24 protein-coding genes are annotated in these 26,462 nt (G+C 71.2%); 1 reads left to right on the forward strand and 23 read right to left on the reverse strand.

The genetic code is table 11. The annotated features are described in order from the left end of the window. Positions 1 to 48: 48 nt before the first annotated feature. The 15 genes from gap to CJEDD_RS07035 all read right to left on the reverse strand — a co-directional run bounded on the left by gap (position 49) and on the right by CJEDD_RS07035 (position 15,883). On the reverse strand, positions 49 to 1,059 hold the full coding sequence (gap, locus tag CJEDD_RS06965; protein ID WP_042404791.1) for a type I glyceraldehyde-3-phosphate dehydrogenase: 1,011 nt from the start codon (positions 1,057 to 1,059) through the stop codon (positions 49 to 51). 240 nt (positions 1,060 to 1,299) lie between these two features. Continuing rightward, complete coding sequence (whiA, locus tag CJEDD_RS06970) at positions 1,300 to 2,268, reverse strand: DNA-binding protein WhiA (RefSeq protein ID WP_042404793.1); 969 nt, start codon at positions 2,266 to 2,268, stop codon at positions 1,300 to 1,302. Between the two features lie 37 nt (positions 2,269 to 2,305). Beyond that, complete coding sequence (locus CJEDD_RS06975) at positions 2,306 to 3,286, reverse strand: gluconeogenesis factor YvcK family protein (RefSeq protein WP_042404795.1); 981 nt, start codon at positions 3,284 to 3,286, stop codon at positions 2,306 to 2,308. 22 nt (positions 3,287 to 3,308) lie between these two features. After that, positions 3,309 to 4,220, reverse strand: a complete 912-nt coding sequence (gene rapZ, locus CJEDD_RS06980; protein WP_042404823.1) for an RNase adapter RapZ — start codon at positions 4,218 to 4,220, stop codon at positions 3,309 to 3,311. A 54-nt stretch (positions 4,221 to 4,274) separates the two neighbouring features. After that, positions 4,275 to 6,347, reverse strand: coding sequence for an excinuclease ABC subunit UvrC (uvrC, locus tag CJEDD_RS06985; RefSeq protein WP_042404797.1), 2,073 nt, complete (start codon positions 6,345 to 6,347; stop codon positions 4,275 to 4,277). A gap of 3 nt (positions 6,348 to 6,350) precedes the next feature. Continuing rightward, positions 6,351 to 6,878 carry a PH domain-containing protein gene (locus CJEDD_RS06990; protein ID WP_232297646.1) on the reverse strand — a complete coding sequence of 176 codons (528 nt, stop codon included), beginning with the start codon at positions 6,876 to 6,878 and terminating at the stop codon, positions 6,351 to 6,353. A gap of 71 nt (positions 6,879 to 6,949) precedes the next feature. Continuing rightward, positions 6,950 to 7,435 (reverse strand): 6,7-dimethyl-8-ribityllumazine synthase, encoded by a 486-nt coding sequence (ribH, locus tag CJEDD_RS06995; RefSeq protein WP_074432459.1) that lies wholly within the window; start codon positions 7,433 to 7,435, stop codon positions 6,950 to 6,952. Positions 7,436 to 7,446: 11 nt separating this feature from the next. Continuing rightward, positions 7,447 to 8,724: a bifunctional 3,4-dihydroxy-2-butanone-4-phosphate synthase/GTP cyclohydrolase II gene (locus CJEDD_RS07000; RefSeq protein WP_042404801.1), complete on the reverse strand. Its 1,278-nt coding sequence runs from the start codon at positions 8,722 to 8,724 to the stop codon at positions 7,447 to 7,449. 11 nt (positions 8,725 to 8,735) lie between these two features. Then, entirely contained in the window at positions 8,736 to 9,323 is a 588-nt protein-coding gene (locus tag CJEDD_RS07005) for a riboflavin synthase (RefSeq protein WP_042404803.1), read from the reverse strand. After that, positions 9,304 to 10,293: a bifunctional diaminohydroxyphosphoribosylaminopyrimidine deaminase/5-amino-6-(5-phosphoribosylamino)uracil reductase RibD gene (gene ribD / locus CJEDD_RS07010; RefSeq protein WP_042404805.1), complete on the reverse strand. Its 990-nt coding sequence runs from the start codon at positions 10,291 to 10,293 to the stop codon at positions 9,304 to 9,306. Before ribD ends, CJEDD_RS07005 begins: the two co-directional genes overlap by 20 nt. Next, a complete protein-coding gene (gene rpe / locus CJEDD_RS07015; protein WP_042404807.1) occupies positions 10,290 to 10,952 on the reverse strand; it encodes a ribulose-phosphate 3-epimerase in 663 nt (220 codons plus the stop codon). Before rpe ends, ribD begins: the two co-directional genes overlap by 4 nt. 5 nt (positions 10,953 to 10,957) lie before the next feature. Further along, a complete protein-coding gene (locus tag CJEDD_RS07020; RefSeq protein WP_042404808.1) occupies positions 10,958 to 12,418 on the reverse strand; it encodes an RsmB/NOP family class I SAM-dependent RNA methyltransferase in 1,461 nt (486 codons plus the stop codon). After that, positions 12,415 to 13,344, reverse strand: coding sequence for a methionyl-tRNA formyltransferase (gene fmt / locus CJEDD_RS07025; protein ID WP_042404810.1), 930 nt, complete (start codon positions 13,342 to 13,344; stop codon positions 12,415 to 12,417). The genes CJEDD_RS07020 and fmt overlap by 4 nt, the downstream gene beginning before the upstream one ends. Before the next feature lie 10 nt (positions 13,345 to 13,354). Continuing rightward, positions 13,355 to 13,846: a peptide deformylase gene (gene def / locus CJEDD_RS07030; RefSeq protein WP_042404812.1), complete on the reverse strand. Its 492-nt coding sequence runs from the start codon at positions 13,844 to 13,846 to the stop codon at positions 13,355 to 13,357. Between the two features lie 27 nt (positions 13,847 to 13,873). Further along, on the reverse strand, positions 13,874 to 15,883 hold the full coding sequence (locus tag CJEDD_RS07035; RefSeq protein WP_042404828.1) for a primosomal protein N': 2,010 nt from the start codon (positions 15,881 to 15,883) through the stop codon (positions 13,874 to 13,876). 121 nt (positions 15,884 to 16,004) lie between these two features. Here CJEDD_RS07035 and CJEDD_RS07040 point away from each other — a divergent pair, with 121 nt between their 5' ends. Beyond that, positions 16,005 to 17,006, forward strand: a complete 1,002-nt coding sequence (locus CJEDD_RS07040) for a polysaccharide deacetylase family protein (protein ID WP_052333691.1) — start codon at positions 16,005 to 16,007, stop codon at positions 17,004 to 17,006. 23 nt (positions 17,007 to 17,029) lie between these two features. Here the strand turns inward: CJEDD_RS07040 and metK are convergent, their stop codons facing one another. From metK to carA, 8 genes are all read right to left on the reverse strand, one after another. Next, positions 17,030 to 18,247, reverse strand: a complete 1,218-nt coding sequence (metK, locus tag CJEDD_RS07045) for a methionine adenosyltransferase (protein WP_042404816.1) — start codon at positions 18,245 to 18,247, stop codon at positions 17,030 to 17,032. Between the two features lie 75 nt (positions 18,248 to 18,322). Next, a complete protein-coding gene (gene coaBC / locus CJEDD_RS07050) occupies positions 18,323 to 19,585 on the reverse strand; it encodes a bifunctional phosphopantothenoylcysteine decarboxylase/phosphopantothenate--cysteine ligase CoaBC (RefSeq protein ID WP_273657454.1) in 1,263 nt (420 codons plus the stop codon). Between the two features lie 64 nt (positions 19,586 to 19,649). Beyond that, positions 19,650 to 19,964, reverse strand: coding sequence for a DNA-directed RNA polymerase subunit omega (gene rpoZ / locus CJEDD_RS07055; protein WP_042408007.1), 315 nt, complete (start codon positions 19,962 to 19,964; stop codon positions 19,650 to 19,652). Positions 19,965 to 19,979: 15 nt separating this feature from the next. Continuing rightward, the gene (gene gmk, locus CJEDD_RS07060) at positions 19,980 to 20,567 is read right to left on the reverse strand and encodes a guanylate kinase (RefSeq protein WP_042408008.1); all 588 of its coding nucleotides are present in this window, start codon (positions 20,565 to 20,567) and stop codon (positions 19,980 to 19,982) included. Positions 20,568 to 20,569: 2 nt separating this feature from the next. Further along, the gene (gene mihF, locus CJEDD_RS07065) at positions 20,570 to 20,893 is read right to left on the reverse strand and encodes an integration host factor, actinobacterial type (protein ID WP_042408036.1); all 324 of its coding nucleotides are present in this window, start codon (positions 20,891 to 20,893) and stop codon (positions 20,570 to 20,572) included. Positions 20,894 to 21,113: 220 nt separating this feature from the next. Then, the gene (gene pyrF / locus CJEDD_RS07070; protein ID WP_042408011.1) at positions 21,114 to 21,929 is read right to left on the reverse strand and encodes an orotidine-5'-phosphate decarboxylase; all 816 of its coding nucleotides are present in this window, start codon (positions 21,927 to 21,929) and stop codon (positions 21,114 to 21,116) included. After that, complete coding sequence (gene carB, locus CJEDD_RS07075) at positions 21,929 to 25,288, reverse strand: carbamoyl-phosphate synthase large subunit (protein WP_042408015.1); 3,360 nt, start codon at positions 25,286 to 25,288, stop codon at positions 21,929 to 21,931. Before carB ends, pyrF begins: the two co-directional genes overlap by 1 nt. Before the next feature lie 18 nt (positions 25,289 to 25,306). Beyond that, complete coding sequence (gene carA / locus CJEDD_RS07080; protein ID WP_157034493.1) at positions 25,307 to 26,458, reverse strand: glutamine-hydrolyzing carbamoyl-phosphate synthase small subunit; 1,152 nt, start codon at positions 26,456 to 26,458, stop codon at positions 25,307 to 25,309. Positions 26,459 to 26,462: the final 4 nt, after the last annotated feature.

Consider the following 26,462-nt stretch of genomic DNA (forward strand, 5'->3'; position numbering starts at 1 on the left):
AAAACGGGCCCGCCGCGCCGTGAAGCGCCGCGGGCCCGCAGGTTGAGCTTAGAGCTGGTCCGCGACGTGCTTCGTCAGGCGGATGTACTGCGAGGTGTAGGACCACTCGTTGTCGTACCAGGAGATGACCTTCACCAGGTTGCCGTCGATGACGCGGGTCATGCCGGCGTCGAAGATCGCGCCGTGGTTGTTGCCGATGATGTCGGAGGAGACGATCGGGTCCTCGGTGTACTGCATCGCGGTGCCGAACTCGTCGTCGGCCACGGCCTGCTTCACCGCGGCGTTGATCTCCTCGACCGTGACGTCCTTGCCGAGGGTGACCGTGAGGTCGGTCGCCGAGCCGGTGATCGTGGGCACGCGCATGGCGAAGCCGTCGAGCTTGCCCTCGAGGTTCGGCAGCACGAGGGCGACGGCCTTCGCGGCGCCGGTCGTGGTCGGCACGATGTTCTGCGCGGCGGCGCGGGCGCGGCGCAGGTCCTTGTGCGGCGCGTCCTGCAGGCGCTGGTCGCCGGTGTAAGCGTGGATCGTGGTCATGAGGCCGCGCTCGATGCCGAAGGCCTCGTCGAGCACCTTCGCCACCGGGGCGAGCGAGTTCGTCGTGCAAGACGCGGCGGAGATGACGGTCGCGTCGTTGGTGTAGTCGTGGTGGTTCACGCCCCACACGTAGGTGCCGTCGACGTCCTTGCCCGGTGCGGAGATGATGACCTTCTTCGCGCCCGCGTCAATGTGGGCCTTCGCGTCCGGGCCCTTGCGGAACACGCCGGTGCACTCGAGCACGATGTCCACGCCCGCGTCGCCCCACGCAAGGTTCGCCGGATCCTTCTCGGCGGAGACCTCGATGCGGCGGCCGTCGACGGTGATGGAGTTCTCGTCGTACTCGACGTCGTGGTTGAACTGGCCGTAGGCGGTGTCGTACTTCATGAGGTGCGCGAGCGTCTCGTTGTCGGTGAGATCGTTGATCTTCGCGACCTCGAGCTCGCCCTTGTACTCGTCCTCGATGATGCGGAACGCCGCGCGCCCGATGCGGCCGAAGCCGTTGATGCCAATGCGGGTAGTCACAGTGAAAGCTCCTCGTGTTCGTGCGGTTTTTCGGTACGTCCGCGAGTGTAACGAGCGCGCCGGGCACCTGCAGGGGCCCGACGGGTGACCACAAAACCGGGGGTGGCAACTGCACCGGGTTCGCCGAAACTGTGTTGGTTTACGCCCGGATGCGGCGAATCATGGGGGCGAATCCCGCCAAAACCACCCCCGGAGCCGAACGCCGCGGCCCCAGTGTGATGTCTGTCTCAGCAGGCGGTGCTACGTGGCCGGGGACCCGTGCGTGTCGTCGACCCCGAGCTCCTTCGCCCGCTTGTCGGCGAGCGAGAGCAGCCGCCGGATGCGCCCGGCGATCGCGTCCTTCGTCATCTGCGGGTCCGCGAGCCGGCCCAGCTCCTCGAGCGACGCGTGGCGGTGCTCGACGCGCAGGTACCCCGCCTCGGCGAGGTGCTCGGGCACGTCGTCGCCAAGAATCTCCATCGCCCGCTCCACACGCGCCGCAGCGGCCGCGGCCGCCTGCGCCGAGCGGCGGGTGTTCGCGTCGTCGAACGTCGCCAGCCGGTTGCCCGACTTCGACGTGTCCGCGCGCTGCTCCCGCTTGCGGTCCCACTCCAGGCGCGTCACCGGCGCGCCGATCCGGCTGAGCAGGATCCCGATCGTCTCCCCGTCGCGGATGCACACCCGCTCCACGCCGCGGGTCTCGCGGGTCTTCGCCGTGACCCCCATCCGGCGCGCCAGCCCGACGAGCGCGAGCGCGGCCTCCTGACCCGGGCAGGCGACCTCGAGCGTCGCCGTGCGGCCCGGCTCGGTGAGCCGCCCGCGGGCGAGGAACGCGCCCCGCCACGCGGCCTCGACCGCGGCCATCGAACCAGAAATCACCTGCCGCGGCATGCCCACCACCGGGTGCCCCGACGCGGTGACCAGCTTGAGGCGGCGGATCACGTCGGCGGCCCCGTCCGCGACGCGCACCTCGTGGCGCGTCTCCCGGTTGTTCGGCCCCGGCGGGACCGTCTCGACGGCCGGCCGGACCGCGCACAGCTCACCGAGGGACTCGGCGAGCCGGGCGGCCACCGCCTCCTCCTCGAAGTCGGCGACGATCTCGACGCCCTCGGGCGCGGCGGCGATCCCGCCCGCAAAGCGGATGAGCGCGGTCGCCTCCGCGGCGCGCGCCTCGAGGCCGCCGCTCGGCGCCGCGAGCAGCTCGTCCTTGACCTTGGCCGTGAGCGCCACCGGCGCCTCCCCTCATGTCTATTCGCTGGAGTGCAGTTTAGCGCGCCGCATGCACGGCTTTGAGGGCAGCTGCCAACTTCTCCGGGTCGTGCCTCGTGGAGGCGCTGCCGTCCTCCGTCTGCTCCCCCAGCGGCATGAACGTCACCGCAGCGTCGAGCCCCGCCGCGGCGCGGGCGATGTTCTCGCGCTCGCCGGCGGTGGTGGCCGCGCGGTCGTCCGCGAGGAAAGCGTCGACACGAAGTTCGGGCGCGTGCTGCGAGAAGACGTGGATGTGGCGCTCGGTAGTGAACCCGTGGGTCTCGCCGGCCTCGGGCGTGAGGTTGAGGATGACCACGACCTTCGCGTCGGTGTCGTTGAGCGCCTGCGCGATCTCGGGGACGAGGATGTGCGGGATCACCGAGGAGAACCACGACCCCGGGCCGATGGTGACCACGTCCGCGCCGAGGATCGCCTCGACCGCGTCCGGGCTTGCGGCCGGCTTGTCCGGGGTGAGCCGGACCCGGCGAACCGTCCCGGGCGTCGTGGCGACGGCCACCTGGCCGCGCACCGAGCGCAGCACCCGCGGGTCGTCGTCGAGCCCGGCGACGTCCGCCTCGATGTCGAGCGGCCGCGGGCACACCGGGATAACGCGCCCGGCCGAGCCCGTCCACGCGGCGACCTGGTCGAGGGCGGCCTGCGTGTCCCCGAGCTGCTCCGCAAGGCCGGTGATGAGGAGGTTGCCCAGCGCGTGCCCCGCCATCGCGCCGTGGCCGCCGAAGCGGTGCTGCAGCGTACCTCGCCACCGCTCGCCGTCCTCACCCTCGCCGCTCAGCGCCGCGAGCGCCATGCGCAGGTCGCCGGGCGGGACGACGTCCATCTCGCGGCGCAGCCGGCCCGACGAGCCGCCGTCGTCCGCGACGGTGACCACCGCGTTGATGTCGCTCGCCCCCGCAAAGCGCGCCGCGGTAAGCGTCTGGTAGAGCCCGTGGCCGCCGCCGAGGCAGGTGAACGACGCCGGTTGTTCACTGGTGTGGTGCATGCATTCCTTCCCAGGTCGCGCGCTAGTGGCGCTCGAGGTCGCGGTGGATGACGCTCACGTCGACCTGTCCCTGCTGGCGCAGGCGCTTGCCGATCGCCTCGGCGACGGCGACGGAGCGGTGGTGGCCGCCCGTGCAGCCCACGCCGACGGTGATGAAGTCCTTGCCCTCGTGGTGGTACCCGCCGAGGGTGCTGGTGAGCAGGTCGACGAACCCGTCGACGTACTCGCGCGCTCCCGGCTGCGAGAGCACGTAGTCCGCCACCGCGGCATCGACGCCGCGGAATTCGCGCAGCTCCTCGATCCAGTACGGGTTGGGCAGGAAACGCACGTCGAGGACGATGTCCGCGTCGCGGGGCGAGCCGTGCTTGAAACCGAACGACTCGATGGTGACGTGCTGGCGTCCCGCGGGCAGCTCGCCCACGGACGCCTCCACCGCGCGGCGCAGGTCGTGGACGGACAGGTTCGAGGTGTCGATGATGATGTCCGCCGCCGCCCGCAGCTCCTCCAGCTCCGCCCGCTCGCGCTCGATGCCGGACTGCAGCGTGCCATCGCCCTGTAGCGGGTGGGTGCGCCGCACCGAGTCGAAGCGGCGGATGAGCACGTCGTCGCGCGCCTCGAGGAAGAGTACGAACGGGGCGTAGCCGCGCTCCCGGATCGCGGAGATCGTGTCCATGAGCGAGCCGTGGAACCCCCGCGAGCGCACGTCGGTGACCACCGCGAGGCGCTCGACCGGCGAGGTGTCCGACGCCGCCAGGTCCACCAGCTCGAGGATGAGCTGCGGCGGGACGTTCTGGGAGACGAAGAAGCCGCGGTCCTCGAATACCTTCGCCGCCGTGGACAGGCCGCCCCCGGACAGGCCGGTGATGATCACCGGCCTGTGCGTGGTGGCGGCGTCTTCCTGGGGCAGGGCGCGGGCGGCGGAGGTGGTTGGCATGGCCTTCATCCTAACGAAGGCGCGGGCGAAGCGACGTCGATACGCACGATGCCCTCACTCGTGGAGGTGCTGGTAGATGGTCTCCGCGAGCTTCGGCCCGACGCCCTTGACCTGCTGGATCTCCTCGACCGAGGCTTCCTTGATCTTCTTCACCGACCCGAAGTGCTTCACCAGGTCGGTGCGGCGGGCGGGGCCGAGGCCGGGCACCGCGTCGAGGGCGGAGGCGCGCATGCGCTTCGAGCGCTGCTGGCGGTGGTAGGTGATGGCGAAGCGGTGGGCCTCGTCGCGCACCTGCTGGAGCAGGTACATCCCCTCGGAGTTGCGCGGGAGGATGACGGGCTCGTCGTCGTCCGGCACCCAGACCTCCTCGAGGCGCTTGGCCAGGCCGATGAGCTGCACGTCGACGATGCCCAGCTCGTCGAACACCTCCTGCGCCGCCGTCACCTGGGGCTTGCCGCCGTCGACGATGAACAGCTGCGGCGGGTAGGCGAAGCGCTTCGCGCCGGTGGTCTCGTCGGCGCCGTCGGGGCGCTCGTCGGCAAAGGTCTGCTCCTCGGCGGCCTCGTCGGGGTTGGCGAGCTTATCCTCGTTGTAGCGCTTGAAGCGGCGCCGCGTCACCTCCGCGATGGAGCCGACGTCGTTCGAGTGGCCCTCGCCCGCCGCCTCTTTGATGCGGTAGCGGCGGTAGTCGTTCTTCTTAGGCAGCCCGTCCTCGAACACGACGAGCGAGGCGACGACGTCGGTGCCCTGGATGTGCGAGATGTCGGTGCACTCGATGCGCAGCGGCGCCTCGTCCATCCCCAGGGCGTCCTGGATGTCCTGCAGCGCCTGGGAGCGCGCGGTGAGGTCGCCGACGCGCTTGAGCTTGTGCTGGTGCAACGCCTCGGAGGCGTTCTTGTGCACCGTCTCCATGAGCGCGCGCTTGTCCCCGCGCTGCGGCACGCGGATCTCCACGGGCCCGCCGCGCAACTCCTCCAGCAGCACCGTGACCTCGTGCAGCTCGGTCGGCAGCGTCTCCACGAGGATCTCGCGCGGCACCGGCATCGGGGGCGCCACCTGCGCGTGGGACTCCTGGTCCACCCCGCGGCGCCGGATCTTCTGCGCCTCAATCGTGCGGTCTTCCTCCTCCTCTTGCCGCACGCGCTCGACGGCGTCGGAGTAGTACTGCACGAGGAAGTTCTGCATGAGCGTGGGCAGGGTCGGGTCGGCCTGCCCCTCCTCGAGGCGCTCGTTCGCGCCCGGCTCGTCGCCGGTCTTCTCCACGACCCAGCCGCGCTGGGCGCGAATACGGCCGTCGCGGACGTTGAAGATCTGCACCGCGGCCTCGAGCTCGTCGGTGTCGAAGGCGATGACATCGGCGTCGGTGTCCTGGCCGAGCACCACGGTCTGGCGCTCCATTACCTTGTTCACCGCCCCGAGGTCGTCGCGCAGCCGGGCCGCCTTCTCGAACTCGAGGTTCTCCGCAGCCTCCTCCATCTGCGCCGTGATCCCGCGCACGAGCTGGTCGCTGCGCCCCGACATGAAGCCCAGGAAGCCCTGGACGATCTCGTCGTACTCCGCCTCGCTCACCCTGCCGACGCACGGCGCGGCGCACTTGTCGATGTAGCCCAAAAGGCACGGGCGCCCGAGCGACTCGTGGCGGTTGAACACGCCGTTCGAGCACGTGCGGATCGGGAACACGCGCGTGAGCAGGTCGAGCGTCTCGCGCACCGCCCACGCGTGGGAGTACGGGCCGAAGTAGCGCACCCCCTTGCGCTTCGGTCCGCGGTAAAAGAACGCGCGCGGGTAGCGCTCCCGCACGCTCACCGCGAGCATGGGGTACGTCTTGTCGTCGCGGTACATGACGTTGAACCACGGGTCGAAGCGCTTGATCCACGTGTACTCGAGCTGCAGCGCCTCCACCTCGGAGGCGACGACGGTCCACTCGACGGACGCGCCGGTGTAGACCATCTGGCGGGTGCGCGGGTGCAGCGTCTGCGGGGGCTGGAAATAGTTATTCAGCCGCGCGCGCAGGTTTTTCGCCTTGCCCACGTAGATGACGCGGCCGTCGCGGTCGCGGAACTTGTACACGCCGGGGTCGGTCGGGATGGTGCCCGGCGCCGGGCGGTATGACTGCGGGTCCGCCAAGGGTTAATCCTGCGGCATGTACTTGGCTTCGAGCGCGCGGAAGTCGTCCACGGCGCGGATCGCGCGCTCTTTGTCGCCGGACTGGATCGCCCAGAGCGGGACGTACTCGAACTCGGGCAGCTCGAGGCGGGCCATGCGCGAGCCCTTCGGGAAGCTCAGGCCGTAGATGACGGCCCACGGGTAGAAGCGGGTGCCGATGATGTTGGCCACCTCGACGCCGTCCGCGTTGACGCGCACCCGGGGGCGGGTGAGCGCGATCCAGGACAGCACCGAGATGATCAGCCCGACGCCGACGAAGGCCAGCTTGTCCACCCCGGTGATGGCCACGCCGGTGAACTCCACGTCCACCGCCCAGGCCATGAAGAAGTGCACCGCCATGACGACGATCACCCAGCCGAGCGCGAGCTTGCGCAAAAACGGCGAGGAAATCTCGAGCTCCCACGGCTTCGTCGTGGTCGTCGCGTGCGGGTCGAGCGCGTTGAGGTACGCGACCTCGTTCTCGCTCGCCACTGGGTTGTGCGGTTCAGCCACTGCCACTCTCCTTGCGCGCTCAAGCATTTTGCGTGTCGACGCCCTCCGGCGCCCCACGCCACCGGGCTACCTTAACCCCTGACCGGCAGCGCCCTGACTTTGCGCAGCTCAGCCGCCGCGCCGGCGGCGGCGCGCACGGCCTCCGCCCCCTTGTCTTCCTTCGCGTCCTCGCCGCCGGCGCGCTCGTACGCCTGATCCTCGTCCTCCACGGTGAGCACGCCGTTGCCCACCGGGGTCTCCTCGTCGAGCGCGACGCGCGCCAGGCCGTTGGTGACGGCCTCGCAGACGTAGGTGAAGTGCGCGGTTTCGCCGCGGATGACGCAGCCGAGCGCCACGACCGCGTCGTAACGCTTCGCGCACGCCTGCGCGAGCACCGGCAGCTCGAGGGCGCCCGCGACCGCGTACTCCTCCAGCTTCACGCCCAGCTCGCGCGCCTCGTCGCGCGCGCCGGCGAGCAGCAGGTCGACGACTTTGTCGTTCCAGCGGGTGTAGACGACTGCGACAGTCATGCCCTCAGCCTGTATGTGGTAGTCCTCCGGTGCACCGGTCGCGGCCACAGTGAGCTCCTTTACTTGTCGTACCCCGGGTGGGTGTTCAGCCACTGCCCGACGCCGGGCAGGTCGTGGCCCATCCGGTCGCGCTTCGTGCGCAGGTACGCGATGTTGTCGTGGTTGGGAACGACCTCGATCCTACTTCGCCCGGCGAGGCGCGGGCCGTAGCCGGCCAGCGCGTCGGCCTTGGCGGGGTTGTTCGTGAGCAGATCGACGGAGCCCACCCCGAGGTCTGCGAGGATCTGGCCCGCCGCGGAGTACTCCCGCGCGTCGACGGGCAGGCCCTGCTCGAGGTTCGCGTCGACGGTGTCCAGCCCCTCGTCCTGGAGCCGGTACGCCTCGAGCTTCGCCAGCAGACCGATCCCCCGGCCCTCGTGCCCGCGCAGGTAGATCACGACGCCGCGGCCGGCCCCCTGCACGCGGCGCAGCGACTCGTGGAGCTGTGGTCCGCAGTCGCAGCGCCGGGAGGCGAAGACGTCGCCGGTGAGGCACTCCGAGTGCACCCGCACGAGGAGGTCGTCGGCGCCGCGCAGCGTCTCGACGCCTCCGGCCACGAGCGCCACGTGCTCCACCCCGCTCACGGTGTCGCGGTAGCCGACGGCCGTGAAGTCGCCGTACTCGGTGGGCAGGTGCGCCGCGGCCCCGCGCTCGACGGTGCGCTCGGTGCGGCGCCGGTACGCGGCGAGCTGCTCGATGGAGATCATCGGCAGGCCGTGGGCGTCGGCGAAGCGGCGCAGCTCGTCGAAGCGGGCCATGTCGGTCGGGTCGTCCTCCGAGACGATCTCGCACAGCGCGCCGACCGGGGCCTTGCCGGCGAGCCGGGCGATGTCGACGGCGGCCTCGGTGTGTCCCGGCCTGGCGAGCACCCCTCCCTCACGAGCACGCAGCGGCACGACGTGCCCCGGGCGGGTGAAGCGGTCGGCGGTGGCGGAGGCGTCGGCGAGCAAGGCGATCGTCGCCGCCCGCGAGCGCGCGGAGATGCCGGTCGTGCCGGTGGCGGCGTCGACCGTGACGGCGTAGGCGGTGCCGTGGAGGTCCTCGTTGCGGGCCACCATCGGCGGCAGGCCGAGCGCGGTGGCGCGCTCGTCTGACATGGACACGCAGATGTAGCCCGAGGTGTGGTGCACCATGAACGCGACGAGCTCGGGGGTGGCGTCCTCGGCGGCGAAGATGAGGTCGCCTTCGTTCTCGCGGTCCTCGCTGTCCACGACGACGACGGCGCCGCCCCCGCGGACCGCGGCGATCGCCTCTTCTACGGAATCGAGGGTGCTGTGCGAGGGGGCCGGATCAGTCATAGCGGACAAGACTATCCCCGCACCATCTTCTCGACGTACTTGGCCACGATGTCCACTTCGAGATTGACCGGGTCGCCCGGGGCGAGCCCGCCCGCGGTGGTCTCGCGCAGCGTGGTGGGGATGAGCGAGACCTCGAAGAAGCCCTCGCCCACCGCGGAGACCGTGAGCGAGGTGCCGTTCACCGCGATCGAGCCCTTCTCCACGACGTAGCGCTCAAGCCGCCCCGGCAGCGTGAAGCGCACCACCTCCCAGTGCGCGGACGGCGTGCGCGAGACCACCTCACCCACCCCATCGACGTGGCCCTGGACGATGTGCCCGCCCATGCGCTGCCCCGCCGCGAGCGCGCGCTCGAGGTTCACCCGCGCGCCGGGGGCGTACGAGCCGAGCCGCGAGCGCTCGAGCGTCTCGCGCATCACGTCGGCGGTGAACACGCCCCCGTCGTTGCCCACCAGGGTCAGGCATACGCCGTCGACGGCGATCGAGTCGCCCGGCGCCGCGTCCGCGGTGACCTTGGGGGCGTGGACGGCGATCCGGACGGCGTCGTCAAGCTGGGTGAGCCCCTCGACGGTGCCGATTTCCTCAACGAGTCCCGTAAACATCCCGCTCCATTTCTATGCGTACGTCGTCGCCCGCGCGCCGCACGTCGGTGGTGCGGAAGCGGCGGGCGCCGGTGATGGTGTCGGTGAGCGCGCGGTTGAGCACCCCGCGCCCGGCGCCGAGGAGCGCCGGGGCCACGTAGGCCTGCACCGCGTCGACGAGGTCGAGCTCGAGGAAGCTGCCCGCCAGCCCCGCGCCGCCCTCGAGGAGCACGTCGCGCGCGCCGGCGTCCCACAAGGCGGCAAGCGCCTCCTGGGGCGTGGCGTACTGCTCGAAGCCGAGGCGCGCGAGGTTTCCCGCGCCCACGGCCCGGGCGCCCACGACCACGCGGCGCGGCTGCCGCGGCCGGAGCGAGCCGTCCGGGTAGCGCGCCGTGAGCGACGGGTCGTCGGCGAGGGCGGTGCCGGTGCCGATCACAATCGCGTCGCGCGCGGCGCGATCCGCGTGCACGAGCTCGCGGGCCGCCTCGCCGGTGATCCACTGGCTGGTGCCGTCCGCCGCGGCCGTGAAGCCGTCGAGGGTGGCGGCGAACTTCCAGGTCACACTGGGCCGGCCGTGACGCACGGAGCGCAGCCACGGCTGCAGCGCCTCCACCCGCGCTGGGCGGAAGTCGACCGCGACGCCGCGGGAGCGCAGGTAGTCCGCCCCGCCGGCGGCCGGGGCGAAGGGATCCGCGGTGCAGTACACCACGCGCGCGACGCCCGCCTCCGCCAGCGCGTGCGAGCACGGCCCGGTGCGGCCGGTGTGGTTGCACGGCTCGAGGGTGACCACCGCGGTCGCGCCGCGCGCCCGCTCGCCGGCGGCCCGCAGCGCGTTGACCTCCGCGTGGGGCCCGCCGGCGGGCGAGGTGGCGCCGGTGGCGATGAGGTCGCCGGCGGGGCCGACGAGCGCGCAGCCCACGGGCGGGTTCGGTGAGGTGGTGCCGCGCACCGCGTCGCCCGCCGCGACGGCCGCGCTCAACCCCTCGGTCACGCCTGCCGCGCCTCGCTGGCGAGCTCGCGCAGCCGCTCGACCGCCTGCGCCGGGTCGTCCGCGCCGAACACCGCGGAGCCGGCGACGAACGCGTCCACGCCCGCGGCCGCGGCCTGCGCGATGGTGGCGTTGGCGATGCCGCCGTCGATGCCGATCACCGTGTCCAGCCCCGCCTGCGCGATGCGGTCGCGCAACGCCATCACCTTGCCCAGCACCTCCGGCATGAACTTCTGCCCGCCGAAGCCGGGCTCGACGCTCATGACCATGACCTCGTCGAAGTGCTCGAGGTCGTCGAGGTACGGCTCGATCGCCGTGCGAGGCTTGATGGCGAACCCGGACTGCACCCCCAGCTCGCGGCACTGCTTGGCCGCCGCGACGTGGTCGCGTACCGCCTCGACGTGGAAGACGAGGCGGTCACCGCCAGCCTTGGCGTAGGTGTCGAACCAGCGCTCCGGCTCCTCGATCATGAGGTGTATGTCGAGGAACTGGTCGGTCACGCCGTCCACGGCGCGCGTGACGTCGGGCCCGAACGAGAGGTTGGGCACGAAGTGGCCGTCCATGATGTCCACGTGGATAAGGTCCGCGTTGGCCACTTTGCGCACGTCCTCGCCGAGCGCGGCGTAGTTGGCCGCCAGGATCGATGGGGCAATCTGGATCATGGGTTCTACCCTAGCGTTTCCGTCTTGCGCAGCACGGTGAAAAACATCGCGTCGGTGCCGTGGCGGTGCGGCCACATCTGCACGCTCGGCCCCGCGCCCGCGTCCTCCATGCCGGCCGCGAACTCGCGCGCATCGAGCTCCTCGACCCCGCCCTTCGCACACTGCTTCTCGACGATCCTCCGGGTCTCACGCACATCCGGCGAGCACGTCGAGTACACCACCACCCCGCCCGGCTTCGCCAGCGCGACGGCGGAGGCGAGCAGCTCCTCCTGCAGCCGGTTGAGCTCGGCGATGTCGCCCTCCGACTTCGTCCAGCGCGCCTCGGGGCGCCGCCGCAGCGCGCCGAGCCCGGAACACGGCGCGTCGACGAGCACGCGGTCGTAGCCGGGCGCAAGCCCCGGGTCGCGCCCGTCCGCGGTGTGGACCGTCACCGGCAGGTCGCGCACCGTCTTGCTGATGAGCTCGGCGCGGTGGGGGCTGATTTCGACGGCGTCGACGCGGGCGCCGTCGATACGCGCAATCGCCCCGATGAGCGCGGCCTTCCCGCCCGGACCCGCGCACAGGTCAAGCCAGCGACCTTGATCGTTTGCGACGGGGACCTCGGTGACGGCGCGCGCGATGACCTGGGAGCCCTCGTCCTGCACCGCGGCGAGGCCCTCGCGCACCGGCTCGAGCTGGCCCGGGTCGCCCTCAGGCAGGTACACGGCGTACGGGGAGTACTTCCCCACCTCGCCACCGGTGGTCAGCGCGAGCTCCTCCGCGGTGATCTCGCCCGGGCGCGCGACGAGGTGCACCACCGGGCGCGCCGAATCCGCCTCGAGCGCGGCCTCGAGCTCGCCCGCCCGGTCGCCGAGCGCCTCGGCGAACGAGCGCGCGATCCACTCGGGGTGGGCGTGGGTGAACGCGAGCGCCCCGAGCTCGTCCGCCGGCGCGAGCCTCGCGAGCCACTCGTCTGCGGGCGTGCGCCCGATCGAGCGCAGCACCCCGTTCGCGAACCCCTTCGCCTTCGCCTGGTCCGCGGCCTCGACGAGGCGTACCGACGTGTCCACCGCCGCGTGGTCGCCCACCCGGGTGTACAGCAGCTGGTACGCCCCGAGGCGCAGCGCGGCGAGCACCTCCGGGGCGATCCGCTCGAGCTCGCGCGAGGAGTTCTCCGCGATGACGGCGTCGAGCACGCCGAGGGTGCGCAGCGTGCCGTACGTCAGCTCGGTGGCGAACGCGGCGTCGCGCCCCGCAATCTTTCGCTCGCGCAAGATGCCGGGCAGCGTGAGGTTCGCGAACGCGCCGTCGCGTGTGACGCGCAGGACGACCTCGAACGCGGCCTCGCGGGCCGGGTCCCCGATGCCCGCCGGGCGGCCCTTCACGCTGTAGCGCTGGCGCGGCGTCGCGCTGGGGGACGCGGCGCGCTGCCGCGCGGGTTTGTCCTCGCGCCGCCCCGCCGACCTCGACCTGAATCCGCCACTCACTCGAACACCACTCCCTCGCGCGCGTCGGCGGCGAGCCCGCGGGCCCAGTCCGCCGCGTTCATCATCTTCTTCCCCGGCGGCTGGATCGTGCCGAGGGCGACGTCCCTGTCCCCGGTGCCGACCCGGACCTCGTTCTTGCCGAACGCCGCCGCGCCGGGCTCAAGCGCCGCCCCGCCCGGCACCGTGACGGGGCCGAGCTTGACGCGGTCGCCGTGCAGCGTCGTCCACGCGCCGGGCGCGGGCGTGTAGGCGCGGATCGTGCGCTCGACCACGGCCGCGGGGGCGGCCCAGTCGACCCGCGCGTCCGCCGGCGCGATCTTGTGCGCGTAGGTCCCCTCCGCGGGCTGCGGGCGCGGGGCGGCAGTACCGGCGGCGAGCGCATCCATCGTCTCGGCGAGTAGGTCCGCGCCCGCCAGGGCGAGGCGCTCGAGCAGCTGCCCGCTCGTCTCCCCGTCGGCGATGTCGGTGGAGAGCGTGCCCAGGATGTCGCCGGTGTCCAGGCCCTCGTCGATGCGGAACGTGGTCGCGCCCGTCGTCGTGTCCCCGTTGGCGATGGCGGCCTGGACGGGCGCGGCGCCGCGCCAGGCGGGCAGCAGCGAGAAGTGCAGGTTCACCCAGCCGTGCTCGGGGATGTCCAGCATGTCCGCCGGCACGAGGTTGCCGTACGCGACGACCGGGATCGCGTCGGGGGCGAGCTCGGTGAGGCGCGACCGGACGGCGTCGTCACGCGAAAGACGCTCAGGCGTGAGCACCTCGATGCCGTGCTCCACCGCGAGCGCCTTCACCGGCGATGGGTGCAGCGTGCGGCCGCGGCCCTTGCGGGCGTCGGGGCGCGTAAGCACCGCGACGACCTCGTGGTCGGAATTGATCAGCCGCTCGAGCGCCACCGCGGCGGGCTCGGGCGTGCCGGCGAATACAAGTCGCATGCCTTGCTCCTTAGCTCCAGTCTGCGGCGCGGATCGCCGCCATCGCTTGCTTGCGCTGCTCGGGCGCCATGCGCCGCATGAACATGACCCCGTCGAGGTGGTCGGTCTCGTGCTGGATGCAGCGGGCCAGCAGCCCCGTCGCGCGCAGGGCGAGCGGACGGCCGTGGCAGTCCTGACCGCTGGCGACCACGGTGTTGTGCCGCGTCACCTCGCCGCGCACCCCGGGCACGGACAGGCAGCCCTCCGCGCCCGTCTGCATCGCCTCGCCGAGGGGGCGCCACCGCGGGTTCACGATGTGGCCGCGCAGCCCCTGGCAGTCGAAGACGAACACCCGCCGGGCGAGCCCGACCTGGTTCGCGGCCAGCCCCACCCCGCCGGCGTGGTCCATCGTCTCCAGCATGTCCGCGACCAGGCGCTCCAGGCCCGCGTCGAACGCGGCGACGGGCGACGCGGCGGAGTTGAGGACGGGGTCGCCGAACAGTCGGATCTCGCGGATGGCCATGGGCAGCCAGTGTACTGGGCGCGCCGCCTACCCGATATCCACCGGGTCCACCTGGATGCGCAGCGGCGCCTCCTGCTTCGCCGTCGCCCACGCGACCGCCCCCGCGCGCAGCGCCTTGCCCAGCGCCGAGCGCGACTGCAGCGGCGAGCGCACCAACATGCGCTGCGCCGGGCCGAGCGCCTCGCGGTTCCACTCCCCCGGCAGCCGCGTCCCGGCCGGCAGATCCACCGGCCCGAGCAGCTCGGTGTGCTCCGGCAACTCCACCCCGGCGAAGAACCGCTCGAGCCCGTCGCGCGGGGCGTCGACGACCGCCACGCGCGCCGCGGGCGGGAACCGCGCCTCGCGCCGCAGCTGCAGCTCGGCGGCCGCGAACCCCGGCGCATCCCACCTGATGAGGTGCTGCACCGCGGGCAGGGACGGCTCCGCGACCACGACGACCTCGCCGCCGTCCCCGCCCGGCTGGACGAGCGCCGCGGCCCCCATCCACGCCGCGAGCGTATCCTCCACCGCCCGCAAGTCCGGGCGCTGCAGCAGCGCCCACGCGTCGAGCAGCACCGCGGCACCGTACCCGCCGTCCACCCGCGGCTCCGCGCCCGGGGTGGCCACCACGAGCTGCGCGCCGGGCTCGACCCGGGTGAGGATCCGCTCGCCGCTCGACGTCTTCACCTTGTACTTGGCAAACGCCCGGCCGAGCTCCTCCGCCGTACGCTCGGCCCCGAGCACCACCGCCCGCAGCTTGCGCGACCCGCACGCCGGGCATACATGCGCCGGGTCCATCCGCCCGCACCAGCGACAGGTCGGGGCGGCCGCCTCGCCGCCCGAGGGCAGCCCGAGCGGCCCGTTGCACCAGCGGCACCGCGCGGGCGTGCGGCACTGGCCGCAGGCGAGCGTCTGCACATACCCGGTGCGCGGCACCTGGAACAGCACCGGCGCGCCCCGCTCGAGCGCGCGCGACGCGGCCTGGAATGCCACCGACGGCATGCGCGCCCGCTTCGCCCGCGGGTCGCGCTCCAGCTCGACGTCCGAATCCCCGGCCGCGTGGATGTACGGCGCGCGCGTGCGCAGCACGGCCCGCGGCGCCACGAGCTCGTGCATCCACCCGGACTCCACGAGCAGCTGCGTTTCCGCCGTGCGCGCGTACCCGCCGACGAGCAGGGAGCAGCCCTCGAGCGCGCTGCGCGTCGTCAGCACCTCCCGCGCGTGCGAATACGGCGCGCGGGGGTCGACGAGGCTGCCGTCGCCGTCGAACATCACCGCCGCGAGGCGCAGGTTGCGCACCGGCGCGAACGCCGCCGAGCGCGTCCCCACCACAATCCTGCCCTGGCCGTGCAGGACGGAGAGGTAGCGCGAGTACCGCGCCTGCGGGCCCTGCGCGGCCGTCAGCGTGGTTACCTGCCGGGGCCCGACGACCTCGCGCAGCGCCGCCTCGCAAGCGTCCACATCCTTTTGGTCCGGCACGACGATGAGCGCGCCGCCGCCGTCGAGCGCCACCTTCGCCGCCAGCACCGCGAGCGCCTCCGGCCACCCATCCCCAGGCGTCACCTGCCACGCCGCCCGGGCCACCTTGCCGCCCACCACCGCGTCGACGAAGGATTCGCCGTGCGTGTACGCCGTCCACGCCGACAGGTCCGGCTCCCCCACCTCGCCAAGCGCCTCCCACGGCGTGGACGTGTCCGTCTCCTCCGCCTTCGCGTGGCGCGCCGGGATGGCCGCGCGGTAGAGGTCGGAGCGGATGCCCGCGTAGCGGTCCGCGAGGGCGTCGATAAGCATCCGCGTCGGCTCAGGCGCGACCACCTCCGGCGAGATGACCCGCTCGAGGTAGCGCAGCGAGGCCTCGTGCCGCGACTGCGCGGCGCGCTCGAGCACGAGCGCGTCGACGAGCCGGCCGGCGAAGCGCACCCGCACCCGCACCCCGGGCTGCGCGGCCTCGGCGTCGCGCTCGTCCACGAGGTAGTCGAACGCGCGGTCGAGGTGCGCGAGGCCGAGCATGGGCAGCACGCGCGCGATAGGGCGGTCGGCGGCGCGCGTGTTGGACATGAGCACGCATTCTAAACCACCCGCCGACACGCCCGCCCGGCCCCAAAGTGCGACTTCAAGCGAGGTGCGGTACTAATAAAGACATTCTCCGCCGCTGAACGACGAAAGAAGCCCCGCCGCCATGAAACGCCTCGTGCCCGCCGCGCTCTCCCTGTGCATGTCCGTTGCGCTCACGGCGGCGGGTGCCGCAGTAGGTGCCGGGCCCGCCGGGGCGCTCGAGCTGCCGCTGATCACGCCGGTGGCGAAGGCGCCGAACCCACAACTTATCCCGGGCGACATCTTTGGCCCGATCCTGGCGCAGGGCACGGGATCCCCGATCGACGGCAGCTCCTCGTTCGTCTCCGGCTCCTCCCAGCGCGCCAACAACGCGGTGCAGGACGGGTGGAAGCGGGCGTACGGGAGCCTGCCCCCGCAGGTGCAGCAGGCGGTGCCGCCGCAGCTTCGCCCCGCCGAGGCGCCGCTGCCGCCCGAGGTCACCGTCGTGCCCGCCCACGAGCCGTCGCCCGCGCCGGAGCCGCCGAAGTGCTTCAACTGCGTGGCCATCACGTACGACGACGGCCCCGTCCCGGGCACGACCGAGCAGCTGCTGGATACGCTCAAGCGCAAGAACGTCCACGCCACGTTCTTCATGGTGGGCCAGAACGCGGACGCCTACCCGCAGCTCGTGCGCCGCGTCCGCGACGAGGGCCACACCATCGGCAACCACTCCTACTCCCACCCCGACCTCGCCCACCAGGCGGACGGCGCCATCGCGGCGCAGTTCGACGACACCTCCGCCGCGCTCGAACGCGCCGCCGGCGTGCACCCGGTCTGGGCGCGCCCGCCGTACGGCTCCTACGACGGCAGGGTCGCCGCCGCGGCCGGCGCGCGCGGGATGTCGCTCGCGGTGTGGAGCGTCGACACCGCCGACTGGCAGCACCGCAACACCGCCACCACCTGCTCGCGGGCGGTCGAGGGTGCGCACGAAGGCTCGATCATCCTCATGCACGACATCCACCAGCCGACCGTCGACGCCGCGGAGTGCGTCATCGACGGCCTGCGCGCGAAGGGCCTGCGCCCCGTCAGCCTCGAGGAGATGTTCCGGCACCCCGAGCCGGGCCACGTGTACGACCGCGACGAGTAGCCGCGGTCCCCCAGAGGGGCGCCTTAGAGCCCGGCCGCGCCGCGCAGGTCGTCGGCCTTATTCGTGCGCTCCCACGGCACGTCGATGTCGGTACGGCCGAAGTGGCCGTACGCGGCCGTCTGCGCGTAGATCGGGCGCTTGAGGTCGAGCTCGCGGATGATCGCGTCCGGGCGGAGGTCGAATACCTTCTCCACGGCCTGCTGGATCGTCTCGTTGGTCTGCCCCTCGGCGGCGGTGCCGAAGGTCTCCACGTACAGGCCCACCGGGTTGGCGCGTCCGATGGCGTAGGCGACCTGCACCTCGACGCGGTCCGCCAGGCCCGCGGCGACGATGTTCTTGGCCACCCAGCGCATCGCGTAGGCCGCCGAGCGATCCACCTTTGACGGGTCCTTGCCGGAGAACGCGCCGCCGCCGTGGCGGGCCATGCCACCGTACGTGTCCACGATGATCTTGCGGCCCGTCAGGCCCGCGTCACTCATCGGGCCACCCTGGATGAAGGAGCCGGACGGGTTGATGAGCACCTTCGTGTCGGCGCGGTAGTACTGCTCGAGGCCGGCGTCGGCGATCACCCAGTCGATGACGTGCTCGCGCAGCGCGCGCTCGAGCGCCTCGCCGGTGAAGTCCGGGTCGTGCTGGGTGGAGATGACGATGGTGTCGATAAAGGCCGGGGTCTCACCGTCGTAGGCGAAGGTGACCTGGGTCTTGCCGTCCGGGCGCAGGCCTTCGACGATGCCCTCGTGGCGCGCCTGCGAGAGGCGGCGCGCGAGGCGGTGCGCCGTGGAGATCGGCAGCGGCATGTACTCCGGGGTCTCGTTCGTGGCGTAGCCAAACATGAGGCCCTGGTCGCCCGCGCCCGTCTGGTCGCCCTCGCCGGTCGAGGTGTGCTCGCGGACCTCCTGGGAGGTGACCACGCCGTCGTGGATCTCGGAGGACTGGTCGCCGATTGCGACGTTGACACCGCAGCTGCGGCCGTCGAAGCCGACCTCGGAGGAGTCGAACCCGATCTCGACGAGCTTCTCGCGCACGATCTGCGCGATGTTCGAGTACGCCGAGGTGCGCACCTCGCCGGCGACGTGGACCTGGCCCGTCGTCGCGAGCGTTTCTACCGCAACCTTCGATTCCGGATCCTGGGCGAGCATGTCGTCGAGGATCGCGTCCGAGATCGCGTCGCAAATCTTGTCGGGGTGGCCCTCGGTGACGGATTCGCTGGTGAACAGGCGGAAGTAGGTGTCAGTGGACAAAGTAGTCTTTCCTTCATGTGAGAGCAGGCAGTAAAGCCAAGCCCACGATAGACCAAGCTGTCTAACTTGGCAACGCTAGCGGGATAGCCGCTCCACCGCGTCCCAAATCCGCACAGCCACCTCGTGCTTCGTGCCGTCCGGGATCTCCTCCTCGCCCCCGCCGGCGGCGAGCAGCCAGCCGCGGTTGCGGTCCTGGCCGAACACCCCGCCGCCGGAGACCGAGTTCACCATGAGCATGTCCGCGCCCTTCCGGGCGAGCTTCGCCCGCCCGTGCTCGAGCTCGTGGTCGGTCTCGGCCGCGAAGCCGATGATCGTCGCGTCGGTCTCCCCCGCATCCCGCTTTGCGACGAGCCCCTTGAGCACGTCCGGGTTTTCCACGAGGTGGATGGTGGACAGCGCGTCGTCGCTCGTGCCCTTCTTCAGCTTCGTGCCCGCCTCCGATTCGGGGCGGAAATCCGCGACGGCCGCCGCCATGATGATCACGTCCGCATCGGCGGCGCGCTCGTTCATCTCCCGCTCGAGGTCGCGCGTCGAGCGCACCCGCACGACCTCCGCGCCCGCCGGGGGTTCGAGTTCGTCGGTGTTGCCCGCGACGATCGTCACCGCAGCGCCGCGCTGCGCCGCGATGTCGCCGAGCGCAAAGCCCTGCTTGCCCGAGGAGCGGTTGCCGATGAAGCGGACCGGGTCGATATTCTCCTGCGTCCCGCCGGCGCTGATGAGCACCCGCTTGCCCTCGAGCGTGCGCTCGAACGGGCCGGTCGCGGCGACGGTGCGGGCGAGCTCCGCGATGACGTCCGGCTCCGGCAGGCGCCCCGGCCCAGAGTCCTTCCCCGTGAGGCGCCCGTGGGCGGGCTCGAGGACGGTGATGCCGCGCTCACGCAGCGTCGCCACGTTCGCCCGCGTCGCCGGGTTGCGCCACATCTCGGTGTGCATGGCCGGCGCGAGGACGACCGGGCACGTGGCCACCAGGATCGTCGAGGTGAGCAGGTCGTCCGCCCGCCCCGTCGCGACGCGGGCGATGAGGTCCGCGGTCGCCGGGGCGACAACGATGAGGTCCGCCTCCTGGCCGAGCCGGACGTGTTGCACCTCGTCGACGCGGGTGAACACGCCGGTGTCCACCGGGTTGCCGCTGAGCGCCTCAAAGGTCGCGGCGCCGACGAACCGCAGAGCGTTTTCCGTCGGGATGACGCGGACGCTATCGCCGCGCTCCGTGAAGTTGCGGATGAGGTGGCACGCCTTGTACGCGGCGATGCCGCCGGCGACCCCGACGATCACGTTCGCGGGTGTGTGTGCCCCGTCGGGCACCGCCTGTGGTTGCGTCGATACGCCTTCGCTCATGAGGGCCAAGCATACAAAAACGCCGCCTCCCCGCAGCGTGTGCGGGGAGGCGGCGTACGAGGCGCTACTGGCCCTCTTCGTGCTCGAGGAGGCCGGCCTCGATCTCGCGCAGCGCGATCGACAGCGGCTTCTCGCCAGCCTCGGGGGTGACCAGCGGGCCGATGAATTCGAACACGCCGTCCTCGGAGTTCTGGTAGAAGCTGTTGATCTGGCGCGCGCGCTTTGCGGCGAAGATCACCAGCGCGTACTTCGACGAGACCTTGCTCAGGAGCTCGTCGATCGGCGGGGCGGTAATGCCCTCCGGGGTGTCGTAGACGCTCTCCTGCCGGGTCTCCTCGGCAGCGTCCGTCTGCGAAAGGTCGTTGGTTGTGTTGCTCACGTGTAAACCCACTCGCTAACTGTTGGTTGAAGATGATCCTGCGAGGATGTTGGCGATGCGCGCCACCGCCTCGTCGACGTCGTCGTTGACCACGACGGCGTCGAATTCCCCTTGCGCGTCGAGCTCCTCACGAGCGGTGGCGAGACGGCGCTCAATGACCTCGGGGGTCTCCGTGCCGCGGCCGGTGAGGCGCTGCACGAGGATGTCCCAGGACGGCGGCGCCAAGAACACCGTCTGTGCCTCCGGCATAAGCCGCTTGATGTTGCGGGCGCCGGCCAAGTCAACCTCGACCAGCACCGGGCGGCCCGCCTCGAGCGCCTCCTGCACCGGGCCGGCGGGGGTGCCGGAGCGCTGCAGGCCACCGTGGATGTCGGCCCACTCGAGCATCTCGCCCGCGTCGATCCGGGACTGGAAGTCCTCGGGCGAGACGAAGAAGTAGTCGGTGCCGTCAACCTCTCCGGGGCGCGGGGCGCGGGTGGTCATGGAGACGGAGAAATACAGGTCCGGCACGTCACCGCGCAGGCGGCTGACCACCGTTGACTTTCCCACCGCGGACGGGCCGGCCAGCACGACCAGCCGCCCGCGCGGCGCCACCTGAGCCACGCTTAGTTCTCTTCGTAGCCGAAGCGCTCCAGCAGAGCGCGACGCTGGCGGTCGCCGAGGCCGCGCAGACGGCGGGTCTGGGCGATCTCCAGCTCCTCCATGATCTCGCGCGCCTTGACCTTGCCCACCTTCGGCATCGCCTCGAGCAGGGCGGAAACCTTGGTCTTGCCGATGATCTCATCCGTGTCGGCCTTGTCGAGGACGTCCTTCAGGGTGGTGTCGCCGCGCTTTAGCGAAGCCTTCAGCTCCGCGCGGGCCTTGCGAGCCTCGGCTGCCTTCTCGAGTGCTGCCTTGCGCTGCTCATCGGTCAACTGTGGAAGTGCCACGGGTTCCTCCATGTGTGTAGTACGAACATTTGTCCAGTCCGACCATCGCCGGAACCTAGCGACGCACCGAATACCACCGGTGCAATTCGCCACGTCCGGGCCAGTCTAACACTGCATCTGGGTTACGACGGCGCCGCAGAGCACATGCACGCTGCATTTCTCCACGTCACCGCGCGACGGAACTAAACTACCAGGGATTTTCCCGGGCGAGTAATACGGCCTAGGGTTTTGCCTGTTCCTGCAGGTCAGCAACGCGTTTCCGCAGTTCAGCAACGTCCGGCCCGGCACCGAGCACCGACCGCGACACGCTGGGGAATACGAGGTGCGCCGCGTCGCCCGCGATCGCCGCCGCGTCCGCCATCGAGGCGCCCTGCGCGCCCACGCCGGGCATGAGCACTGGGGCGTTGAGCCCCCCGAGCGCCGGCGGCGCCGCGACGGTCGCCCCGACGACGACGCCGACGTGGCCGACCCCGCCGCCGCCGTTGTAGGCGGCGCACTCGTCGACCATGCGCTGGGAGACCATGCGGCCGTCGATACGGCTCGCCTGGAACGCCTCCGCCTCCGGGTTCGAGTTCGCCGCCATGACGAACACGCCCTTGCCGTGCTCCCCGGCGAGCGCAATCGCCGGCTCGAGCGAGCCGACGCCGAGGTACGGGGTGAGCGTGAGCGCGTCGGCCTCGAGTGGCCCGCCCGGCGCCAGCCACGCCGCGGCGTAACCGGCCATCGTCGAGCCGATGTCGCCCCGCTTCGCGTCGGCGACGACGAGCGTGTCGCGGCCGCGTATCGACGCCAAGGTGTCCTCCAGCACCGCGAAACCGGCCGCGCCGAACCGCTCGTAGAACGCGACCTGCGGCTTGACCAGCGCGACCCGGCCCGCGAACGCCTCGACGCAGATCTCGGAGAACGCGCGCAGCCCGTCCACGGTGTCGGCCAGCCCCCACGCCTCGAGGAGCGCGGCGTGCGGGTCGATGCCGACACACAGCCTGCCGTATTCGCGGCCCGCCGCGACGAGCCGGTCACCGAACGCGGTGGCCATTACCGCTGCCCCGCCGTGCCGTGCTCGAGCTCCTGCAGGCTGGTCACCGTGATGGTGTTGCCGCGCACCGCCTCGATGCCCTGGACGGCCGCGGTCACACCCTGGACGTCGGTCATGATGGCCACGTCGGCGATCACGGCGGCCGCGCGGATGTCGTAGCCGTCGTGGCGCGAGCCGGTCGAGCCCGCCGGGGTGTTGAGGATGAGGTCGATCTCGCCGTTGAGGATGCGCTCGACGATCGAGGGACCCTCCGCGCCGGCGCGCACCTCCGAGGCCTTCGGCACGACCTCGCAGTCGATGCCGTTGCGCCGCAGCATCTGCGCGGTGCCCTCTGTGGCCAGCACCGTAAAGCCCATCGTGGACAGCCGCTGGATCGGGAAGATGAGGGTGCGCTTGTCCCGGTTCGCGAGGGAGACGAACACGGTGCCCTCGGTCGGCAGTTCGCCGAACGCGGCCGCCTCCGCCTTCGCGTACGCCACGCCGAACGAAGGCGCCAGGCCCATCACCTCGCCGGTGGACTTCATCTCCGGGCCGAGGATCGTGTCTAGGATGGCGCCGTCCGGGCGGCGGAAGCGGTTGAACGGCAGCACCGCCTCCTTCACGGCGATCGGGTGGTTGAGCGGCAGGGAGCCGCCGTCGTAGCCGGCCGGGATGAGTCCCTCGGCGCGCAGCTCGGCGATCGTCGCGCCGAGCATGATGCGCGCCGCCGCCTTCGCCAGGTGCACGCCGGTCGCCTTGGACACGAACGGCACCGTGCGCGAGGCGCGCGGGTTCGCCTCGATGACGTAGAGGACGTCGTCCTTGAGCGCGAACTGGATGTTCATGAGGCCCTGCACGCCGATGCCGTGGGCGAGCGCCTCGGCGGAGCGGCGCACCTTGTCGATGTCGTCGGGCCCGAGCGTCATCGGCGGCAGCGCGCACGCCGAGTCGCCGGAGTGGATGCCCGCCTCCTCGATGTGCTCCATCACGCCGCCGAGGTAGACCTCCTCGCCGTCGCAGAGGACGTCGACGTCGATCTCGATGGCGTTGTCGAGGAAGCGGTCCACGAGCACCGGGTGGTCAGGGGTGAGCTCGGTGGCGCGCTCGATGTAGTCGCGCAGGTTCTCCTCGTCGTAGACGATCTCCATGCCGCGCCCGCCGAGCACGTAGGAGGGGCGCACGAGCACGGGGTAGCCGATCCGGTCGGCCGCCTCGCGCGCGCCCTCGAACGACGTCGCGGTGCCGTAGGCCGGCGCCGGCAGGTGCGCGGCCTCGAGGACCTTGCCAAACTCGCCACGGTCCTCCGCCATGTCGATCGCCTTCGGCGACGTGCCGACGACGGGCACGCCGGCGTCCGCCAGCTTCTGGGCGAGGCCCAGCGGGGTCTGGCCGCCGAGCTGCACGATGACGCCGGCCACGGTGCCGGTCTCGGACTCGGCGCGGTAGATCTCCATGACGTCTTCGAACGTGAGCGGCTCGAAGTAGAGGCGGTCGGCGGTGTCGTAGTCGGTGGAGACGGTCTCCGGGTTGCAGTTGACCATCACCGTCTCGTAGCCCACGCGGGACAGCTCGAGGGCGGCGTGGACACAGGAGTAGTCGAACTCGATGCCCTGGCCGATGCGGTTCGGGCCCGAGCCGAGGATGATCACCTTCTCTTTCTCGCCGGCCTGCGCCCCGCCGGCGGCGCGCACCTCGCTCTCCGCGTTCGGGTCAAGCTCGTAGGCCGAGTAGTGGTACGGCGTCTGCGCCTCGAACTCGCCTGCGCAGGTGTCCACGGTCTTGTAGACGGGGTGGATGCCGAGCGACCAGCGCAGCCGGCGCACGCCGTCCTCGCCCGCCAGCTCGGGGCGCAGTGCGGCCAGCTGGGCGTCGGAAAGCCCGTACGCCTTCGCCTCGCGCAGGAGTGCGGCGTCGAGCACTGGTGCGTCGATAAGCTGCTGCCTGAACTCGACGAGCGCGGCGAGCTCGGCGAGGAACCACGGGTCGATGCCGCTGGCCTCGTGGACCTGCTCGATCGACGCGCCGAGGCGCAGCGCGAGCTCGACGTCGTACATGCGCTTGTCCGTGGGGGTCTTCAGGTCCTCGAGCACCGCGGCGACGTCGCCGGCGCGCTCGCCCGCGAAGTACTCGTCCGGCTTCGTCCAGAACCCGTTCGGCTTCTCCTCCATCGAGCGCATGACCTTGTTCAACCCCTGGATGTAGTTGCGGCCAATGCCCATCGCCTCGCCCACGGCCTTCATCGAGGTGCCCAGGGTCTCGTCGGAGCCGGGGAACTTCTCGAAGGCGAAGCGCGGCATCTTCACAATGACGTAGTCGAGCGTCGGCTCGAACGCCGCGGGGGTGACACCCGTGATGTCGTTCGTGATCTCGTCGAGGGTGTAGCCGATGGCGAGCTTCGAGGCGATCTTCGCGATCGGGAAACCGGTGGCCTTGGAGGCGAGCGCCGAGGAGCGGGAGACGCGCGGGTTCATCTCGATGGTGATGATGCGCCCGTCGGCCGGGTTCACCGCGAACTGGATGTTGCAGCCGCCGGTGTCGACGCCCACCTCGCGGATGATGGCGATGCCCTGGTCGCGCATCGTCTGGTACTCGCGGTCCGTGAGCGTGAGCGCCGGGGCGACCGTGACGGAGTCGCCGGTGTGCACGCCGAGCGCGTCGACGTTTTCGATGGAGGCGATGACCACGACGTTGTCGTCGCCGTCGCGCATGAGCTCGAGTTCGAATTCCTTCCACCCGAGGATGGACTCCTCGATGAGCACGTTCGCCTCCGGGGAAGCGTCGAGGCCGCCGCCGGCGATGCGCTCGAGGTCCTCCATGGTGAAGGCGAGGCCGGATCCGAGGCCGCCCATGGTGAACGACGGGCGCACGACCACTGGCAGGCCGAGCTCGGCGACGGTCTCGCGCACCTCGTCCATGTTGTGGCACACGCGCGAGCGGGCGGACTCGCCGCCGATCTTGGCCACGATGTCCTTGAACTTCTGGCGGTCCTCGCCGCGCTCGATCGCCTCGATGTTCGCGCCGATGAGCTCCACGCCGTGCTTGGCCAGGATGCCCTGGCGGTCGAGCTGGATCGCGGCGTTGAGCGCGGTCTGGCCGCCGAGCGTGGCCAGGATCGCGTCGACCGGGTGGCCCTGCTCGGCCTCGCGGGTGAGGATCTTGTCGATGTAGCCGGGCTGGATCGGCTCGACGTAGGTGTGGTCGGCGAACTCCGGGTCGGTCATAATCGTCGCCGGGTTGGAGTTGATGAGCGTGACGCGCAGCCCCTCCTCCTTGAGCACGCGGCACGCCTGGGTGCCGGAGTAGTCGAACTCGCAGGCCTGGCCGATGACGATCGGGCCGGAGCCGATGACCAGGACGTGGTTGATGTCTTCGCGTTTCATGGGTGTCCCTTTCCTGGCTTAGGCCTGCTGGTGGTCGCTCATCAGCTCGATGAACTGGTCGAACAGGGGGTTCGCGTCGTGCGGGCCGGCCGCGGACTCCGGGTGGTACTGCACCGAGTACGCCATCCCGCTGTGCAGCGCGACGCCCTCGACGACGCCGTCGTTGAGGCAGGTGTGGGTGACCACGGCGGTGCCGAAGTCGGTGTCGAACGTCCCGCCCGGGCCGACACCCTCCGGCGCGCGCAGCGCGAAGCCGTGGTTCTGCGAGGTGATGTCGATCTTGCCGGTGAGGTGGTTCTTCACCGGCACGTTGACGCCGCGGTGGCCGAACTTCATCTTGTAGGTCTCCAGCCCCAGCGCTCGGCCGAGGATCTGGTTGCCGAAGCAGATGCCGAAGAACGGGATGCCAGCGGCGATGACGTCGCGAACCACGGCCACCATCGCGTCGGCGGTCGCCGGGTCGCCCGGGCCGTTGGAGACGAACACCCCGTCCGGGTGGTACTGCTCGATCTCGGCGAACGGCGTGTTCGCCGGCACGACCACGGTCTCGATGCCGCGCTTGGCAAAGTGGCCCGGCGTCGCGGATTTGATGCCCATGTCGTAGGCGACGACGGTGAAGCGCTTCTCGCCCACCGCCTCGACAACGTACGGCGTGTCAGTAGATACGTCGGCGGCGAGATCCGCGCCTTCCATCGAGGGCTGGTCCTTCACCTTCGCCACCAGCTGTTCGACGTCCTCGCGCGCCTCCTCGCCGGTGAAAATCCCGGCGGCGATGGAGCCGTAGTTGCGCAGGTGCCGCACGAGCGAGCGGGTGTCCACGCCGTAGATGCCGGTCACACCCTGCGCGCGCATCTCCTCTTCGAGGCTGCGCTTCGCGCGCCAGTTGGACACGCGCTTGGCTAGGTCGCGGATGACCAGGCCGGCGACCCAGATCCGGTTGTCGTGGGACTCGTTGTCCTCGTCGTTCCAACCGGTGTTGCCGATCTGCGGGGCCGTGGCCACGACGATCTGCCGGTGGTAGGACGGGTCCGTCATCGTCTCCTGGTAGCCGGTCATCGCGGTGGTGAACACGGCCTCGCCGTACACCGTGTCCTGCGCGCCGAAGGCGAAGCCGGGGAAGGTCGTGCCGTCCGCGAGGACCAGCACTGCGGGAATGCGTTCTTGCGTCATGTCA

Source organism: Corynebacterium jeddahense (assembly GCF_028609865.1).
GTDB lineage: Bacteria > Actinomycetota > Actinomycetes > Mycobacteriales > Mycobacteriaceae > Corynebacterium > Corynebacterium jeddahense.

Excerpts from the sequence above, each read along its gene's own strand:
- CJEDD_RS06975 (WP_042404795.1), bottom strand. The coding sequence starts at position 3,286 with ATGCACCACACCAGTGAACAACCGGCGTCGTTCACCTGCCTCGGCGGC.
- rapZ (WP_042404823.1), bottom strand. The coding sequence starts at position 4,220 with ATGCCAACCACCTCCGCCGCCCGCGCCCTGCCCCAGGAAGACGCCGCC.
- CJEDD_RS07000 (WP_042404801.1), bottom strand. The coding sequence starts at position 8,724 with ATGACTGATCCGGCCCCCTCGCACAGCACCCTCGATTCCGTAGAAGAG.
- CJEDD_RS07005 (WP_042404803.1), bottom strand. The coding sequence starts at position 9,323 with ATGTTTACGGGACTCGTTGAGGAAATCGGCACCGTCGAGGGGCTCACC.
- rpe (WP_042404807.1), bottom strand. The coding sequence starts at position 10,952 with ATGATCCAGATTGCCCCATCGATCCTGGCGGCCAACTACGCCGCGCTC.
- fmt (WP_042404810.1), bottom strand. The coding sequence starts at position 13,344 with ATGCGACTTGTATTCGCCGGCACGCCCGAGCCCGCCGCGGTGGCGCTC.
- def (WP_042404812.1), bottom strand. The coding sequence starts at position 13,846 with ATGGCCATCCGCGAGATCCGACTGTTCGGCGACCCCGTCCTCAACTCC.
- CJEDD_RS07035 (WP_042404828.1), bottom strand. The coding sequence starts at position 15,883 with ATGTCCAACACGCGCGCCGCCGACCGCCCTATCGCGCGCGTGCTGCCC.
- CJEDD_RS07040 (WP_052333691.1), top strand. The coding sequence starts at position 16,005 with ATGAAACGCCTCGTGCCCGCCGCGCTCTCCCTGTGCATGTCCGTTGCG.
- coaBC (WP_273657454.1), bottom strand. The coding sequence starts at position 19,585 with ATGAGCGAAGGCGTATCGACGCAACCACAGGCGGTGCCCGACGGGGCA.
- pyrF (WP_042408011.1), bottom strand. The coding sequence starts at position 21,929 with ATGGCCACCGCGTTCGGTGACCGGCTCGTCGCGGCGGGCCGCGAATAC.
- carB (WP_042408015.1), bottom strand. The coding sequence starts at position 25,288 with ATGAAACGCGAAGACATCAACCACGTCCTGGTCATCGGCTCCGGCCCG.
- carA (WP_157034493.1), bottom strand. The coding sequence starts at position 26,458 with ATGACGCAAGAACGCATTCCCGCAGTGCTGGTCCTCGCGGACGGCACG.